This is a genomic window from Pseudomonas palmensis (assembly GCF_017848315.1).
Lineage (GTDB): Bacteria > Pseudomonadota > Gammaproteobacteria > Pseudomonadales > Pseudomonadaceae > Aquipseudomonas > Aquipseudomonas palmensis.
In genome coordinates, this window is sequence record NZ_JAFKEC010000022.1 from 62,904 (window position 1) to 79,133 (window position 16,230).

A 16,230-nucleotide genomic window follows, 5' to 3' on the forward strand; every position below is an offset into this window, starting at 1 on the left:
CAGGCCCAATGGGCCTGCACCGCCCCAGGTTCAGCGATTATCTGGATGTATGGCTGCATTCAGCACTTCAACAACTTCCTCGACAGTCATCCTGCGACCAACCACGTTCCTCCGAATCGGCAGGAACACTTCAACCATGCGGGCATACATCGGCGCAAGCGGCGCATGCGAATTGGTGTCAGCCGATCCCTGCAATCTGGTGAACCGATCAAGGTCGCGAACCAGGTAGCGGGCAGCTCGTAAATAGTCGGTCTCATTGTTCCCATCGTACCCCGGAAATTCGAGAGTGCGTCCTATCCCAACCGCCTCGACCGACTGACGCTGCTCATCATCAAACGCCTCGTATGCCTCCTGAAGGAACTGATACATATCCAGCGTATCTACTACCGCCGTGACATGTGGAGGCGTCTCGCTATCGCCATCGCGAACATCGTACTTCCAGTCGAGAACCCAGTAATCCTGCGACCCCATCGCTCGAGCGACGATGTCAGGATCGTAGCTGTCGGTGATTTCAAGCTTTTTGTAGACCTCGCATAGCATTTCCACGATGAGTCTTTCGGTAGCCGTCGGCTGCATTTCCTTGCTCCTAACGTTCAATGGCAGTTTTCCGTACCAGGACACACGGGTACTAGTGAATGGTGCCAAAGAGCCACCCAACAAGAAAGCGGAAGCAGCCTTTCAGCCCTAAGACCTTCGGCCCATTGCGGCCGAATCCGGCCTCTGAGCCATGAAATCTGCCCTAAATCTGCCCTAATGTTCCGCCCCTAAACGACGAAACCCCCGAAAACTTCAACGTTTTCGGGGGTTTCGACTACTTCGCATATGGCGGAGAGATAGGGATTTGAACCCTAGGTACTGTTGCCAGTACAACGGATTTCGAATCCGTCCCGTTCGGCCACTCCGGCATCTCTCCAGTGGCGCGCATGATACCAGCAGTTTTCCCAAACGCAAAGCTTCTTGTGAAAAAAATTCGCGTGGTATCAGGCGCTTGCGTCAGTCACGCGCTTACAGCGGCACGCCCAGACGCTTGGCAACTTCTTCGTAGGCTTCGATCACGTCGCCCAGACCCTGACGGAAGCGGTCCTTGTCCATCTTCTTGCGGGTTTCCTTGTCCCACAGGCGGCAACCATCCGGGCTGAACTCGTCACCCAGCACGATCTCGCCATGGAACACGCCGAACTCGAGCTTGAAGTCCACCAGCAGCAGACCAGCGTCGTCGAACAGCTTGCTCAGCACTTCGTTGACCTTCAACGACAGCGCCTTCATTTTCACCAGCTGCTCGGCGGTGCCCCAGCCGAACGCAACCACGTGGGATTCGTTGATGAACGGGTCGCCTTTCTCGTCGTTCTTGAGGAACAGCTCGAACGTCGACGGCTCCAGCTTGATGCCCTCCTCCACGCCCAGGCGCTTGACCAGGCTGCCGGCTGCGTAGTTGCGCACCACGCACTCGACCGGAATCATGTCGAGCTTCTTGACCAGGCATTCGTTGTCGCCCAGCAGCTTGTCGAACTGGGTTGGAATGCCGGCTTCTTCAAGCTTCTGCATGATGAAGGCGTTGAACTTGTTGTTCACCATGCCCTTGCGGTCGAGCTGTTCGATACGCTTGCCGTCGAACGCCGAGGTGTCGTTGCGAAACAGCAGGATCAAGCGGTCGGCGTCGTCGGTCTTGTACACCGACTTGGCTTTGCCGCGGTAGAGTTCTTCACGTTTTTCCATGATGGGCTCCGCTTGCTAAATTGAAATGGGCTAGGCGATTTCGCGCCAGTCGAGCCCGTAATCCTGATTCGCCACTTGCAGCCAGTCCGGGTCACACCCGAGGGCGTCGACGAAACATTGGCGGGCCAGCTGTGGCAGGTTGTTCTTGCTGCTGAGGTGGGCCAGCACCAGGTGCTGCAGGTTCTGCCAGCCCAACTCCGACACCAGGCGCGCGGCCTGGTGGTTGTTCAAATGTCCGTAGTCGCCACCCACGCGCTGCTTGAGGAACATCGGGTAATGCCCGCGGCCCAGCATGTCGCGACAATGGTTGGCTTCGATCAGCAAGGCATCCAGGCCCTGATAGCTGTCGAGCAGGGCCGCGTCGTACGAGCCCAGGTCGGTCAGCACGCCAAACCGGCGGCGGCCATCGCTGAACACATACTGCAAAGGCTCCAGCGCATCGTGGCTGACGCCAACGGCGGCAATGCTCAATGCACCCAGCCGCAGGGTATCGCCAGCTGCCAGGAAGCCGCTGGGCTCCACGGGCTTGCGCATCCCGCGCAAGGTGCCACGACTGAGGTACACCGGCACATTGTAGCGCCGCGCCAGCAAACCCACCCCATGCACGTGGTCGGCATGCTCGTGGGTCACCAGCACCGCGCTCAACTGCGCCGCCGACACGCCGAGCAGCGCCAGACGCCGCTCGGTTTCGCGCAGGGAGAACCCGCAATCGACCAGTACGCAGGTACTGCCACTGACAATCAGCGTGCCATTTCCCTGGCTGCCACTTCCGAGTACGGCGAAGCGCACTTAACCCAGGTTGTCCTGGATGACGCTCAGCACGCGACGGGCCACATCGGCCGGGGCCACGGTGTTGATGTTCTTCTCGACCGTCACCTGCACGCTGTCACCCACCTTGCTCAGGCGTACCTGATAGCGCTCGGCGCGGGCTTCACGCTCTTCCTTGCTCGGCGCGCTGCCGAACAGGCGGCTGAAGAAACCAGGCTCCTGGTCCTTGGCCTCGGCTTTTTCGGCAAGGTTGATGTAGTACAGGCCCAGGCTGCGGTTGATGTCCTCAACCCGCCATTCGCCCTGTTCCAGGGCACGGCCGACGCTGGACCAGGCGCGATCGAGGTCGGCGCCCAGGTTCAGTACCGGGTTGCCGCTACCGTCTTCGCTCAGGCTGACACGGCTCGGGGTATCGAAGTCACGGGCCGCCAGCAGCGATACCGAACCGCCCTTCTCGGCGCTGCGGGTCATGCTGGCAAGCATTTCGTCGACCAGTGCAGCGTCCACACCGGTGTTCTCGGCGCGTGCCGGGAAGTCCTGTTCGGCGGTGCTGCCGGCAGCACGCTCGACGGTCACCACATAGACTTCACTGGTATTGCGCTGTACGCCCGGCTCGATGCGAACCCGGGCACGGATTTCATTGTTGCTGCTGCCTGCAACACCGCCCAGGCGCTGGGCCATGGACGCCGACAACTCGTCGAAACGCTGCCAGGTGGTGCTGAACTCGCCGGTCTGCGGGCGCTCTTCGGCGATGCGGAAGCCGTTGTCCTCGAAGAACTGGTGGGCCACCGGCCACACCTCGGCCGGGGCGCGCTGGGCCAGGACCCAACGCGAAGCGCCGCTCTTCTGCAGGCTGAAATCGCTGATGTCGGCACCTGCCGCCAACGGCTGTGGACGCGGCACTTCGAACTCGCCCTTGACGTTGTCGTCGGCGACGTTGCGCGGAATCGGCAGCAGCGGGTCAAGACGCTTGACGTTGCTGACATCCGGCGGCAGCTGCATCGGCGGCTTTTGAGTGGCCTCCAGATAATCGCTGCCCCGGTCACGGAAGTAACCCTCTTCGCCCCAGAGCCAGCCACAACCACTGGTGCTGGAGATGATCAAGGCAAGGGCGGAAAGACCAGCCAATCGCTTCATGCGGTGTACGTCCTCAATTAAAACTTCAGGCCGCACTGGCGCATGGCCTGGCGTACCGTATCGTGACAGGATTCGCTCAGCCAGGTCAGCGGCAGGCGGATGCCCTTGTGCATCAGGCCCATTTCGACCAAAGCCCACTTCACCGGAATCGGGTTGGCTTCGACGAACAGGTCCTTGTGCAGGGGCATCAGTTTTTCGTTGATGGCGCGGGCCTCGTCGGCCTTGCCTTCGAGTGCGGCGTTGCACAGGTCGGCCATTTCGCGCGGGGCGACGTTGGCGGTCACCGAGATGTTGCCTTTACCGCCCAGCAGGATCAGTTCGACGGCGGTCGGATCATCGCCGGACAGCACGATGAAATCCTTGCTCACGCCATCCAGGATAGCCTTGGCACGCTTGAGGTCGCCGGTGGCTTCCTTGATGCCGATGATGTTCGGCACGCTCGAGAGACGGATCACGGTCTCGGCCTGCATGTCACAGGCGGTACGGCCGGGCACGTTGTAGAGGATCTGCGGGATGTCGACGGCTTCGGCAATGTGCTTGAAGTGCTGGTACAGGCCTTCCTGGGTCGGCTTGTTGTAGTAAGGCACCACCAGCAGGCAGGCGTCGGCACCGGCGTCCTTGGCATTGCGGGTCAGGTGCACCGCTTCGCTGGTGGAGTTGGCACCCGTACCGGCGATCACCGGAATACGGCCGTTGACCTGCTTGACCACGGCCTTGATGACTTCGATGTGCTCATTGACATCCAGGGTCGCCGATTCGCCGGTGGTACCGACCGCAACGATGGCGTGGGTGCCGTTTTCCAGGTGGAAGTCCACGAGTTTGCTGAGGCTGTCCCAGTCAAGACGCCCTTGTGCATCCATGGGTGTGACCAATGCCACCATACTGCCCGCAATCATGAAGCTGCTCCTGCCGGAAAAAGAGAGCGGTAATGGTACTGGCGCCACAGGGCTTGCACAAGCGAAGCAGGCGGCAGGAGCATTCCCCTCGGCGACCATTTTCGCTACCCTTCTCTCTTTGATCGGTACACAGCGGCCCGCCGGGCTGCCGACAACGCGCCCCGACAGTGCCCGAGCCCTCGATCCTGAGCCACGGAACCACGCCGACAAGCCTATTTGCCCCGTCACGTACCGACCGCTCATCGCTTTAGGAATGCTGCATGTCCACCCCCACCGTTCGCGAACAATTCCTTGTCATCAGTGCCCTGGGCGCCAACCCCATGGAACTGACCAACATTCTGTGCCGGGCCAGCAACGACAATCGCTGCTCGGTCGTCACCTCGCGCCTGACCCGCCACGGCGAGTGCAGCGCACTGGTGCTGCAGGTCACCGGTAGCTGGGACGCCCTGGCGCGTTTCGAAGCGGCGCTGCCGACCCTGGCCAAGAAGCACACCTTCACCGTGAATGTGGTGCGTAGCGCCGAACTCGAAGTGCGCCCGCTGTCGCTGCCCTACGTCGCCTATGTCAGTGCCGCGTACCGCCCCGACATCATCAACGAGCTGTGCCAGTTCTTCATCGACCACAACGTCGAGCTGGAGAACCTGACCTGCGACACCTATCAGGCACCACAGACCGGCGGCACCATGCTCAACGCCACGTTCACCGTGACCCTGCCGGCCGGCACCCAGATCAGTTGGCTGCGTGACCAGTTCCTGGACTTCTCCGACGCCCTGAACCTGGATGCGCTGATCGAACCGTGGCGCCCACAGAACCCCATGTAAGGAAACCCGCAATGGCCGTAGCACTCGACCAACCCGTCGCCGATTTCGAGGCGCAAGCCACCGGCGCCAAGACCGTCAGCCTGAGCGGCCTGAAGGGTCGCCAAGTGGTGATCTACTTCTACCCCAAGGACAGCACCCCGGGCTGCACCACCGAAGGCCAGGGCTTTCGCGACCAGTACGCGGCGTTCCAGGCGGCCAACACCGAGGTGTTCGGCGTATCGCGTGACGGGCTCAAGTCCCACGAGAACTTCAAGGCCAAGCAGGGCTTCCCGTTCGAGCTGATCTGCGACAAAGACGAAGCCCTGTGCCAGCTGTTCGACGTGATCAAGCTCAAGAAGCTGTACGGCAAGGAATACATGGGGGTGGACCGCAGCACCTTCCTGATCGACAGCGAGGGTGTGCTGCGCAAGGAATGGCGCGGCGTGAAGGTGCCCGGGCATGTGGAAGCGGTGCTGGCGCAGGCGCAAGCATTGAACAACGGCTGAAGCGCTTCGCCGGCGAAGCGTGCGCCGCGGCTAAAGCAGCGGCGCCACCACCGGCTCACGCCGCGGCCAGGCGTCGAGCACCGCCTTGAACAGCGTAGCCAGCGGGATCGCGAAGAAGATCCCCCAGAAGCCCCACAATCCGCCAAACAGCAGTACTGCGCAGATGATCGCCACCGGGTGCAGGCTGACCGCTTCGGAGAACAGCAGCGGCACCAGCACGTTGCCGTCCAGCGCCTGGATGATCGCGTACACCGCCATCAGGTAGATGAACTGGTCGCCCCAGCCCCACTGGAACAGGGCAATCAGGGTCACCGGTACGGTTACCACCACCGCCCCCACATACGGCACCACCACCGACAACCCCACCAGCAGCGCAAGCAGCGCCGCATAGTTCAGGCCCAGTGCGATGAACGCGATGTAGGTGGCCACGCCGCAGATCAGGATCTCGATGCCCTTGCCGCGAATGTAGTTGGCGATCTGGCGGTTCATCTCCTCGGCCACGCGGGTCATCAGGGCCCGCTCGCGCGGCAGGTAGCCGCTGACCCAGCGCGCGATCTGCTCGCGGTCCTTGAGAAAGAAGAACACCAGGATCGGCACCAGCACCAGGTAGATCATGATGTTGACCAGCAACGGCAGGCTCGACAGCGAGAAGGTCAGCGCCCATTGACCGAACTTGCCGATCTCGCCGCGCATCGCCTCGATGGCCTGCAGCACCTGCTCATCCGAGACCAGATGCGGGTAGCGCTCCGGCAGCAGCAACAGCAGCGACTGCCACTTGCCAAGCATGCCCGGCAGTTCGTTGAACAGGGTGATCAACTGGTGCCAGAGCAACGGCACCAGCACCAGCAGGAACACCGCCAGCGCGCTCAGGAACAGCAGGAACACCAGCCCCACCGCCACCTTGCTGGGCACCCGCAGGCGCTCCAGCGCATTGACCAGGCCCTGCATCAGGAACGCCAGCACCATGCCCGCCAGCACCGGCGCCAGCATGCCGCCCAGGGTCAGTATCGCGGTGAACCCCAGAAACAGCAGGACCGCCAGCACCACCGCTTCTTCATCCGAGAAATAGCGGTGCAGCCAGCCACGAAGCACTTTGAACATCGGTGATCCTTAAAAAAAAGGGTTCAGGCTTTCTTGAGCCAGTAGGTGTAGACCCCGGCGTCGGCCTGCTCATGCAGCAGCGTATGACCGGCCAGGCGGGCAAAAGTGCGGAAGTCGCGCTGCGAGCCGGCATCGGTGGCCACCACCTTGAGTACTGCACCACTGCCCAGGCGGTTGAGCTCCATCTTGGCCTTGAGCAACGGCAAGGGGCAATTCAGGCCGCTGGCATCCAGTTCGGCGTCGCAGGGTACGGCATCGGTCATCGGGCTTCTCCAGGCAGGTGCATGCCCACGGCAGGTAGCGGCATGCACAGACCTCGTAGGATACCGCCACTGGTCGTCAACGTGTGAGCCGGCTACAGTAAGGTTCTTTGTCGACCCGAGCTTCGTGCATGAATTTTCTGCGCCCTACCCTGCTGACGCTGGCTTGCCTGCTGGCTCTACCGAGCCATGCCGACGACCTGCCGTCACTCGGCGACGCCAGCTCGGCCATCGTTTCCCCGCAACAGGAACACCAACTGGGCCGCGCCTGGTTGAGCCTGCTGCGCGGCAACGTGCGCCAGTTGTCGGACCCCCAGCTCAAGGACTACGTCGAAACCAGCGTCTACCGCCTTGCCGAAACCAGCCAGCTGCAGGACCGGCGCCTGGAGTTCATCCTGATCGACAGCAAGGAACTCAACGCCTTCGCCGCCCCCGGCGGGATCGTGGGGGTCAACGGCGGCCTGTTCCTGAACGCCCAGACCGAGGGCGAGTACGCCTCGGTGCTGGCCCACGAACTGGCGCACTTGTCGCAACGCCACTTCGCCCGCGGCGTGGAAGCCCAGCAACGCATGCAACTGCCGATGATGGGCGCCCTGCTGGTGGGCATCATTGCCGCCGCTGCCGGGGCTGGCGATGCCGGCATCGCCGCGATTGCCGGCACCCAGGCCGCCGCGATCCAGGAACAACGGCGCTTCTCGCGCCAGAACGAACAGGAGGCCGACCGCATCGGCATCCTCAACCTGGAAAAGGCCGGCTACGATCCGCGCAACATGCCGACCATGTTCGAACGGCTGATGCGCCAGTACCAGTACAGCGCCAAGCCACCGGAATTTCTGCTGACTCACCCGGTTACCGAGTCGCGGGTCGCCGACACCCGCAACCGTGCCGAACAGGCCCCCAAGGGCGGTGTGGACGACAGCCTGCGCTACCAGTTGATTCGTGCACGCCTGCAACTGACCTACGAAGGCACGCCGGGCCTGGGTGCCAAGCGCTTCCGCGCCCTGCTGGACGAAAACCCCAACCTGGATGCGGCGCGTTACGGCCTGGCACTGGCGCAGATCAAGGGCGGCCAGCTCAACGAGGCCCGCGAGAGCCTCAAGCCCTTGCTCGCCAAGGCACCCAACGACATCACCTACAACCTTGCGCAGATCGACCTGGACGTCACCAACAACCGCCTGGCCGATGCCCAGCAACGGGTGGAGAAGATGCGAGCCCTGTACCCGGGCAACTACCCGCTGCAGCAGTCACGCATCGACCTGCTGCTCAAGCAGAACCGCCCGGCCGAGGCAGAGAAGGCACTGGATGCGCTGCTCAAGAATCGGCCACAAGACCCGGATGTCTGGTATGAGGTGGCGGAGGTTCGCGGCCTGTCGGGCAACACAATCGGCCTGCACCAGGCTCGCGCCGAGTACTTTGCTCTGGTGGGCGACTTCGACCAGGCCTTGCAGCAGCTCGACTACGCCAAGCAGCGGGCGGGCAACAACTTTGTGCTGTCGTCGAAGATCGATGCCCGTCAGCGCGAGCTGATGGAACAGCAGCGGATGGTCAAGGACATGATGCGCTGACACGCATCAAGGTAGCGCGCACACCATATCGCGGGTCAGCCCCGCCCCCTTGTGGGAGCGGGCTCGACCCGCGATGCTGCTTTCAGGCGTTGCCGGAGAGCTTGAGCCGCGCCGCCTGGGTGAAGTCCAGCATGCGCTTGAGTGGCTTGAGTGCCTGCGGGATAAGCGCCGGCTCGACGAAGATCTCGTTGCTGCCCTCGCGCAGGCACTGCAAGGTGCGCTCAAGCGTGTTCATCGCCATCCACGGGCAGTGAGCGCAACTGCGGCACGCCGCGCCGTTGCCGGCAGTGGGCGCCTCGACGAAGACCTTGTCCGGGCACAGCTGCTGCATCTTGTAGAAAATGCCGCGGTCGGTGGCCACGATGAAGGTCTTGTTCGGCATGCGCTGCGCAGCCGCAATCAGCTGGCTGGTGGAACCCACCGCATCGGCCAGGTCGATCACCGCCTCTGGCGACTCGGGGTGCACCAGGATCGCCGCGTCCGGGTACAGCGCCTTCATGTCCAGCAACTGACGCGACTTGAACTCCTCGTGAACGATGCAGGCACCGTCCCACAGCAGCATGTCGGCGCCGGTGTTCTTCTGGATGTAACGGCCCAGGTGCTGGTCAGGCCCCCAGATGATGGTCTCGCCGTTGTCCATCAGGCTTTCGACGATCTCCAGCGCACAGCTGGAGGTCACCACCCAGTCGGCCCGCGCCTTGACCGCCGCCGACGTGTTGGCATACACCACAACGGTGCGCTCGGGGTGCTTGTCGCAGAACGCCGAAAAGTCCTCCACCGGGCAACCCAGGTCGAGCGAGCAGGTAGCCTCCAGGGTCGGCATCAGCACGCGCTTTTCGGGGTTGAGGATCTTCGCCGTCTCACCCATGAAGCGTACACCGGCCACCACCACGGTCTTGGCCGGATGCTGGTTGCCGAAACGGGCCATCTCCAGCGAGTCGGACACGCAACCGCCGGTCTCCTCGGCCAGGGCCTGGATCACCGGATCACAGTAGAAGTGGGCCACCAGCACGGCGTCCTGAGCCTTGAGCTCGGCGGCGATGGCGGCACGGTAGTCAGCCTCTTGCTCGGGCGTCAGCGGCTTGGGCTGCTTGGCGTCGAGGTGGGCCTGGACCAGAAGGCGTTCGGAAATCTGGGTCATGTTCGCAAGACCTGCAGGCGCTAGTGCGCGTAAGTCGAGTGTATCACCGAGCCCTGGCAAATCGGATAACGGTTCAGCCTGTACGACAGAACCAAAGACCCTCTGCGGCCTCGGGTTTTATGGGTTGCCGAAGGCTACAGATAATCGAATGAATTCTAAAGGGTTTTTTGCCAAACCAGGCTGGCGGGGCAAGCCCGCCAGCCCAGCGGTCAGTTGCCTGCCGGTTGCAGGCCGCCGAGGCTGGACATCACCAGCGCGGCGAACTCTTCAACGGTCATCTTCTGCCCGTTGAAGGCCACCTGGCCATCGGCATAGTGCAGGTTGGCAATGATGTCATTGCCCTTGAGCGTGGCCAGCTTGGAATACAAGGCCATCTGCCCGACCATATCGCCGGCCATTGCGGCCTGCTTGACCTGCGCCTCGTCCTGCCCTTCCAGGCTGGCCTGCAAGGCTGCCAGGTCACCGATCATCGGCTTGGACAGCGACAAGCTGCTCTGCAGTTTCTCGATCATCTGGCGCACCAGCTGATCGGAAGGCAGGTCGGCCGACGTCGGCTTGGCCAGGTCCAGGGTGAGGTTGAAGCGACTTTCACCGTTGGCGGTCTTGAAGGAAAGGTCCTCCACGGCCACCTGAGGCTTGCCCGCCAGCAACTGCATCATCTGCACCTGCATCAGCGCCTGCTCTTCGGCATTCAGCTCCAGTTCGGGCGGTTGGCCGGCAGCGGCCGTCTCCTGCAACTGGGGCATGTGCTTCTCATAGATCGCCATGATCGCCTGCAGCGCAGGGATATCGAAGCGGTTGACCGCCACCACCAGTTGCCCGCCGCCCACGGCCTTGCCGTCATAGGTGATGGCGTCGACCTTGTAGGCGGCCCTGGCATCGACCTTGTCGCCGTTGACCTTGTAGGTGTTGCGTTGCTCCACACCCTTGACGGTCAGCGGTACCTGGCGATCGCCAAAGGTGAAGGCGCTGTCGTCCAGGGTCACGTCGGCCTGGCCTTCATAGAAGTCGTAGGGCGTCAGGGTGAGGTCTGCAACCAGTTTCAGGCCCTTGAGGTCGAACTTGAGCGGCGGCGTCTCGCTATCGACCATCGACACCTGCAAGGTGCCCATGCTGCCGTCGAGCTTGAGGCGCTTGCCTTCGAAGTCACCGCTCATGCCCATGTCGAAGCCGGAGAACTTCACCGACGAACCGTCCTTGGCGATGTCCAGCGGCATCAGCCTCAACGTGCCGTCATACGACTGGTCATAGCCCAGGCTGAACTCGCCCTGCACCGGCGAGACATCACCGCTGGCCGCATACCACTCGGCTGTGGTGGCATCCTTCTCGATCGAGGTGCTGGATGCCGCCATCACCGGCATCAGCTTGAATGCCTTGACCCGCTGCCAGGGAAACGGCCCGTGCTCGATGCGATCGACCAGGGTCAGTTCCAGGTTGCTCGGCTCATCGCCCAGCTCCAGGTTCTGCACGGTGAACCTGTAACGCGCGACACTGCTGAACAGGTGTTGCTCCAGCGATACCAGCTCAAGCCGCGCCGTGGCACCCAGGCCCTTGAACGACTTTTGCATCTGCAGATTGGACTGTGCGGTAGCGTGCTCCAGCACGCCAGGCAACTGCTTGCCCGTATACCACGCCCCGGCCGTGCATACGGCCGCTACGGCGACGGCAAGCCCGCACACCACTCCCAGTGTTTTCTTCATGAATTGATCCGTTTGCTATCCATATTGAGGTGAAGCGATGTTACTCGTTGACGTCCATGAACTCCCGCGCCCAGACGATGTAGTCGCCGGGTACGGTGTAGGTATGGGTGAGTTCGGTGGCACTGAGGTCCGAGGCGCTGCTGGTGATGCGGCGCTGCTCGCGCAGGCAGTCGTAGGTGGCCTTGATCGCGGCGAAGTAGGCGCCATGGCCATCCACGGCGATACGCACGCCCAGCTCGGCCAGGCGCGTGTCGTCGTGCAGCTGCGGGTTGCCGTAGGTCACCAGCATCAGCGGCACGCTGACGTGGCGGGCAATCTCTTCGAGGTGATCGAAATCGCGGATGCCGACCATGCACACGCCGTCCGCGCCAGCATTCTGGTACGCGACCACGCGGGCAATGACTTCTTCGACCGGGATCAGCGCGGCATTGGTGCGCGCGATGATCGACAGCTCCTGGTCGACGCGAGCCTCCAGGGCAGCGCGGATCTTGCCCACGCCTTCGTCGATGCTGATCAGATCGGTGGACTTGCGCCCGAACTGGGCAGGCAGCAGGGTGTCTTCGATGGTCAGCGCAGCCACGCCGGCGCGCTCGAGCTCGGTGACGGTGCGCATCACGTTCAGCGCGTTGCCGTAGCCGTGGTCGGCGTCGGCGATCACCGGCAGCTGTGCGACACGCCCGATGCGCGTGGCCTGCTCGGCAAATTCACTCAAGGTGATCAGGGCAAAGTCCGGAGCCGCCAGCACCTGTAACGAAGCCACCGAGCCGCCCAGGATGCCGACTTCGAAGCCGAGGTCGGCGGCGATTCGCGCAGACATCGGGTCGAACACGGAAGCCGTGTGATAGCAGACCGGGGAGGCCAGTAGTTTACGAAAGGCACGGCGCAAATCTTGGTGGGAGGCTCTAGGCATGATCATTCCAGTTTCTTCATCTTCATTCTGGAGGAGAACATACCATTCCTGCCCGACACTCCGACAGTCGCCAGACCCGAACCCAAACAAAAATAAGCGAACAGAAAACGAAAACGCCCCCCCTCCAGAAGCCCTGCACGCGCTGCCCCCCTCATTCTCAGGGAGAGACCAGTCGCGGCTTGCAGGGCTGTCGAGAGTGACCGCCCAAGGGCAATCTCAGACCGAGGCCACGATGAAGGTGCGCTTGAACGGGAACAGCGTGCGCCCGTCGTCCTCACGCGGGTAGTGCGCTTCCAGAAGCCTGAGGTACTTGCGCAGAAAGGCCTCACGGTCCTCGTCATCCAGGGAGCTGAGCACCGGGCGCAGTGCCGAAACCTTGACCCAGTCGAACACCGGCGACTGGCCTTCGACCACCTGCAGATGCTCGGTTTCCCAGATATCCAGCTTGCTGGTAAGCGGCGCCAGCAACCGGTAGTAGCAGTCCAGGGACAGGACATTGCGCGCCGACATGAACTTGCGCAGCTCCAGCGTGCCGATCACCCGGCCCGCAGGCCCGCATTCGCTCAGGGCCCTGAGCATCAGGTGGTACCAGGGTGCATCCCGCCAGTTGGGCATGTGCAGCGCCAGGTAGCCGCCGGCGTGCAGATTGCCGAGCAGCCGCGGCAGCAGGTTTTCGTGGTCCTCCATGAAATGCAGCACGGCAGCGGCGAACAGCAGGCTTGCCGGCTGCTTGGGCTCCCACTGGCCTATGTCGCTGTTCAGCCATTGGGCATTGACCGGCAGGGCTCGGGCCTCGGCGAGCATTTCTGCCGAGCTGTCGACGCCGAACAACTGTGCCTCTGGCCAGCGTTCGGCCAGCAGCCGGGTGGCGATTCCGGTACCACAGCCCAAATCATAGATGGACGCTGGTGCCTGCAACGGCAGGTGATCGAGCAACTCGATCACCGGACGCTCCCTCAAACGCGAAAACTGTTGATAGCCTTGCGGGTCCCAGGTCGTACTCCCGCGCAGACCCTGTTGCTGTTTTACAAGCATTGCCACGTTCCTCTCGCTCCATGCGATCAATATTGCCGTCCAAGATTGTTCAACACCCTCAACATCAGCGCGATACCACGTCGCGTTTGCGGCTCGCGCAGCAGTTGCACCAGGCCCAGCAGGCTTGGTGGCTGGGTATCGCTGCTCTGCGCCTGCGCCATGCGCAGCGCGTTGCCCACGGTCCAGGTCAGGGCTGTCACGTCCTCGAACCCATGGGCCAGCTTGTCCACCATCGCGGTGTCGAGCAGGTCGACCAGGTCGGACCCCAGCGACAGCAAGTCGATGATGTTGTCCATGCGACCACTGACCAGCAGCGGTTCGAGTTTTTTCATCAGGGCGTCAACGCCCGGGTGAGCAAGGTGTTCCACGGTAGGTTCGAAGGTTTCCATATCGACGTACTCCTGCACCGCTCGACTCAGATCATTCCACGGGCAACCGCCCAGTAGAGGCCCCGGTTGAATCCATTGCGCAACAGGCCGCCCAGCTTGGTCGGTGGGGTGGGCACCACATCCTGCTGGTAGTTGTAGGTCAGTGGCATGCCGGCGTTGAGGCCCATCTGCGCAACGGCCTGGACCTTCCCGTCGTAGACGGCGCAGGGGGTGCCCAGGCGGATCTCGCCGGCGATGTTGTTGGCCACCACCGGTGCCTGGTTATGGCAGGCACCGCCCGCCTTGCTGATGGGCAGGTCCATGGTGTCGCCGATCACGTAGACGTTCTCCAGGCCGTAGACCTGCAGGGTCTCGTGGTTGGTCGGCAGCCAGCCCTCGTTGTTGGGGGCCTGGGACGCACCGCTCTGTATCACCGCGTCCACTGCACGAATGGGTGGGGTCGCCATCAGGATGTCGAACGGCTGCGCCTGGCCTTCGGCCGAATAGGCAATACGTTGATCCGGGTCCACGCGGTCCAGGGTGAAGCCACGCTGAAACCTGATGTTCTTCTGTTCAAAAAGGGTGGGCAACAGTTCTCCGGTTGGCCGCTGCATGAACAGACAGTTTCTGAGCAATTGCGCAGTGGTCGGATAGGTATAAACAATTTCAATGTTATTGCGAACACCGCGACGGCGCAGCAAGTCATCCAGCATCAAGGTAGTTTCCACCGGCGCAATACCGCACTGATGCGGAACATTGGGCGTCTGTGGGAAAGAAACGGATATGAAGATGCGCCCTTTTTCAATCGTCATCAGACGTTGCGCCAATTGTCGCGCCGCCTTGTATTGATAGAAATGATCCCCCGCCTCCTGCAGCCCCTCGATGCGCTCGGGAGCGGGTACGCAGCCCGTCGCGATCACCAGAAAGTCATAGCCCACGCGCCTTCCAGAGCGGGTGTGCAGGGTTTGCCCGGTGAAGTCGAAGCGGGTCACCTCCTCCACCTGGAAGTCGATTTCAGGTCGCAACAGCGAACGCTCGGGCCGTTTCAGGTCTTCCTGGAAATAGCTGTTGAAGGCAACGTACATGAAGGCAGGTTTGTAATAATGATCCGGCGAATTCGACAGCAGTTTGACCGTGACCTGGTGTTTGAGTATTTCCGGGTAAAGTTGTCTGACCAATTGATTGGCGAGCATCGTGCCGCCTACACCTCCCCCCACGACGACAATAGTTTTAGACATAGCCCCACTCCCTGGCTGGTTTTGAATCCATGCCAAGTACCATAGCAATTATAAAAAAATGCCATATACAGAATCGCTATAGCAAAACAGACATTAATTGCTGTTTCAAAAAAATATTACCCTTCCACCGGTGAAACTCTGCCCACTTAGCATTATTCCTTGGCACAGGCAGACTCTCCTCTGCCGCTGGCTGCTTTGTGTGAAATTTTATTAACGTTTCAATTTTCACGCCTGATCGCTGTTGACTTCGCTCCCCCTCCTGAGTAAATTGCGCGGGCCGGAAATCCGGCCTTTTTTCAACTCACCAAAGAAGCCAATGGACATAGTATCTAGACGCTGTCTGGTCATTGCCGCTGCGCAACGCCAGGCACTTAACCCTGAAAATGACGGGACTCGACTCCGCGGTCGGGTAAGCTGCGCTAGGGCTTGATGCTCCAACGTGGCTTGCCTCCCCGGTTCGTCCGGTCGCGAGGCACACGTTATGTACTTCACTTCTTCTGCAATACCGGGCGTACGCGCCTTCACTTCAGCCCTGCGGGCCAGGCTTCTGCGCGCGCCCAGGCTGCCCGTGCGTGCGCCAAGGCTCCTCTGCGACTCCCCTGCCAGCAGCGCCTTGCGGGCCCGTTGGCGCGTCTGCTCCACAAGCGGCCAACGCCAGCAGCGCTGGAGCCTGGACGACAGTCAGGACCCACCGAGTCGGGGCGCCGCCCTGTTTCTGCAGCACGCCTGATCCAGGTTTGCATGCATTCGGGGTGCGTACTTCCCCTTGAATAAACGGCAACTTTGCGCTTATTAAAAAACGAATTTCCTAGTTGGAAAATTCGCCGGCACTTTATTGCCTTCGCATTAATAAAAATCTGTGGAGCACATTATGGAAGAGGCCAGTAGTCGGTTCGCTGCCTGTGCACGTTCATTCAACAGGCAGCGAACGTCACCGCTAAAGATTCCACTCTTCGAATCGATCGCCTGCCCGCGACTCGACATACTTTCACTCGCCTATGATTAGTTGAGTTGTCGGTGTGTCGTGCCGCGAGCAGGCGGCAGGAGCACAGACCATGACTGTAAAAAACCCAACACCCCGCCACACCC

The 16,230-nt window shown here is 61.7% G+C and carries 16 protein-coding genes and 1 tRNA gene; 3 read left to right on the forward strand and 14 right to left on the reverse strand.

The features are described 5' to 3' along the window. Positions 1–30 precede the first annotated feature (30 nt). From JZZ72_RS13970 to dapA, 6 genes are all read right to left on the reverse strand, one after another. Positions 31–576, reverse strand: a complete 546-nt coding sequence (locus tag JZZ72_RS13970) for a YfbU family protein (protein ID WP_210014610.1) — start codon at positions 574–576, stop codon at positions 31–33. Positions 577–823: 247 nt separating this feature from the next. Continuing rightward, positions 824–913, reverse strand: a tRNA-Ser gene (locus JZZ72_RS13975). 92 nt (positions 914–1,005) lie between these two features. Then, positions 1,006–1,716, reverse strand: a complete 711-nt coding sequence (gene purC, locus JZZ72_RS13980; RefSeq protein WP_010223163.1) for a phosphoribosylaminoimidazolesuccinocarboxamide synthase — start codon at positions 1,714–1,716, stop codon at positions 1,006–1,008. 30 nt (positions 1,717–1,746) lie between these two features. After that, positions 1,747–2,505 carry an MBL fold metallo-hydrolase gene (locus tag JZZ72_RS13985; RefSeq protein WP_210014611.1) on the reverse strand — a complete coding sequence of 253 codons (759 nt, stop codon included), beginning with the start codon at positions 2,503–2,505 and terminating at the stop codon, positions 1,747–1,749. Continuing rightward, on the reverse strand, positions 2,506–3,621 hold the full coding sequence (bamC, locus tag JZZ72_RS13990; RefSeq protein WP_043864221.1) for an outer membrane protein assembly factor BamC: 1,116 nt from the start codon (positions 3,619–3,621) through the stop codon (positions 2,506–2,508). A gap of 17 nt (positions 3,622–3,638) precedes the next feature. Continuing rightward, complete coding sequence (gene dapA / locus JZZ72_RS13995; RefSeq protein ID WP_043864222.1) at positions 3,639–4,517, reverse strand: 4-hydroxy-tetrahydrodipicolinate synthase; 879 nt, start codon at positions 4,515–4,517, stop codon at positions 3,639–3,641. 260 nt (positions 4,518–4,777) lie between these two features. Here dapA and JZZ72_RS14000 point away from each other — a divergent pair, with 260 nt between their 5' ends. Then, on the forward strand, positions 4,778–5,338 hold the full coding sequence (locus JZZ72_RS14000; protein WP_043864223.1) for a glycine cleavage system protein R: 561 nt from the start codon (positions 4,778–4,780) through the stop codon (positions 5,336–5,338). An 11-nt stretch (positions 5,339–5,349) separates the two neighbouring features. Further along, positions 5,350–5,823 carry a peroxiredoxin gene (locus JZZ72_RS14005; protein WP_210014612.1) on the forward strand — a complete coding sequence of 158 codons (474 nt, stop codon included), beginning with the start codon at positions 5,350–5,352 and terminating at the stop codon, positions 5,821–5,823. A gap of 30 nt (positions 5,824–5,853) precedes the next feature. Here JZZ72_RS14005 and JZZ72_RS14010 read toward each other — a convergent pair whose 3' ends face one another. Then, positions 5,854–6,924, reverse strand: a complete 1,071-nt coding sequence (locus JZZ72_RS14010; RefSeq protein ID WP_043864225.1) for an AI-2E family transporter — start codon at positions 6,922–6,924, stop codon at positions 5,854–5,856. A 23-nt stretch (positions 6,925–6,947) separates the two neighbouring features. Next, a complete protein-coding gene (locus JZZ72_RS14015) occupies positions 6,948–7,187 on the reverse strand; it encodes a sulfurtransferase TusA family protein (RefSeq protein ID WP_043864226.1) in 240 nt (79 codons plus the stop codon). 128 nt (positions 7,188–7,315) lie between these two features. Between JZZ72_RS14015 and JZZ72_RS14020 the strand changes: the two genes are divergently transcribed. Next, a complete protein-coding gene (locus JZZ72_RS14020) occupies positions 7,316–8,749 on the forward strand; it encodes a M48 family metalloprotease (protein WP_043864227.1) in 1,434 nt (477 codons plus the stop codon). A gap of 82 nt (positions 8,750–8,831) precedes the next feature. On the opposite strand, the gene nadA is transcribed toward JZZ72_RS14020, so the two are convergent. The 6 genes from nadA to JZZ72_RS14050 form a co-directional block, all read right to left on the reverse strand. Further along, positions 8,832–9,890: a quinolinate synthase NadA gene (gene nadA / locus JZZ72_RS14025; protein WP_043864228.1), complete on the reverse strand. Its 1,059-nt coding sequence runs from the start codon at positions 9,888–9,890 to the stop codon at positions 8,832–8,834. A gap of 209 nt (positions 9,891–10,099) precedes the next feature. Further along, complete coding sequence (locus JZZ72_RS14030) at positions 10,100–11,590, reverse strand: YdgA family protein (protein WP_210014613.1); 1,491 nt, start codon at positions 11,588–11,590, stop codon at positions 10,100–10,102. Between the two features lie 40 nt (positions 11,591–11,630). Continuing rightward, positions 11,631–12,500, reverse strand: a complete 870-nt coding sequence (locus JZZ72_RS14035) for an isocitrate lyase/PEP mutase family protein (protein ID WP_043864299.1) — start codon at positions 12,498–12,500, stop codon at positions 11,631–11,633. Between the two features lie 216 nt (positions 12,501–12,716). Beyond that, positions 12,717–13,535: a methyltransferase domain-containing protein gene (locus JZZ72_RS14040; protein ID WP_043864230.1), complete on the reverse strand. Its 819-nt coding sequence runs from the start codon at positions 13,533–13,535 to the stop codon at positions 12,717–12,719. A 26-nt stretch (positions 13,536–13,561) separates the two neighbouring features. Next, positions 13,562–13,924: a DUF1641 domain-containing protein gene (locus tag JZZ72_RS14045; RefSeq protein WP_058541513.1), complete on the reverse strand. Its 363-nt coding sequence runs from the start codon at positions 13,922–13,924 to the stop codon at positions 13,562–13,564. Between the two features lie 26 nt (positions 13,925–13,950). Next, a complete protein-coding gene (locus JZZ72_RS14050; RefSeq protein WP_058541512.1) occupies positions 13,951–15,141 on the reverse strand; it encodes an NAD(P)/FAD-dependent oxidoreductase in 1,191 nt (396 codons plus the stop codon). Positions 15,142–16,230 lie beyond the last annotated feature (1,089 nt).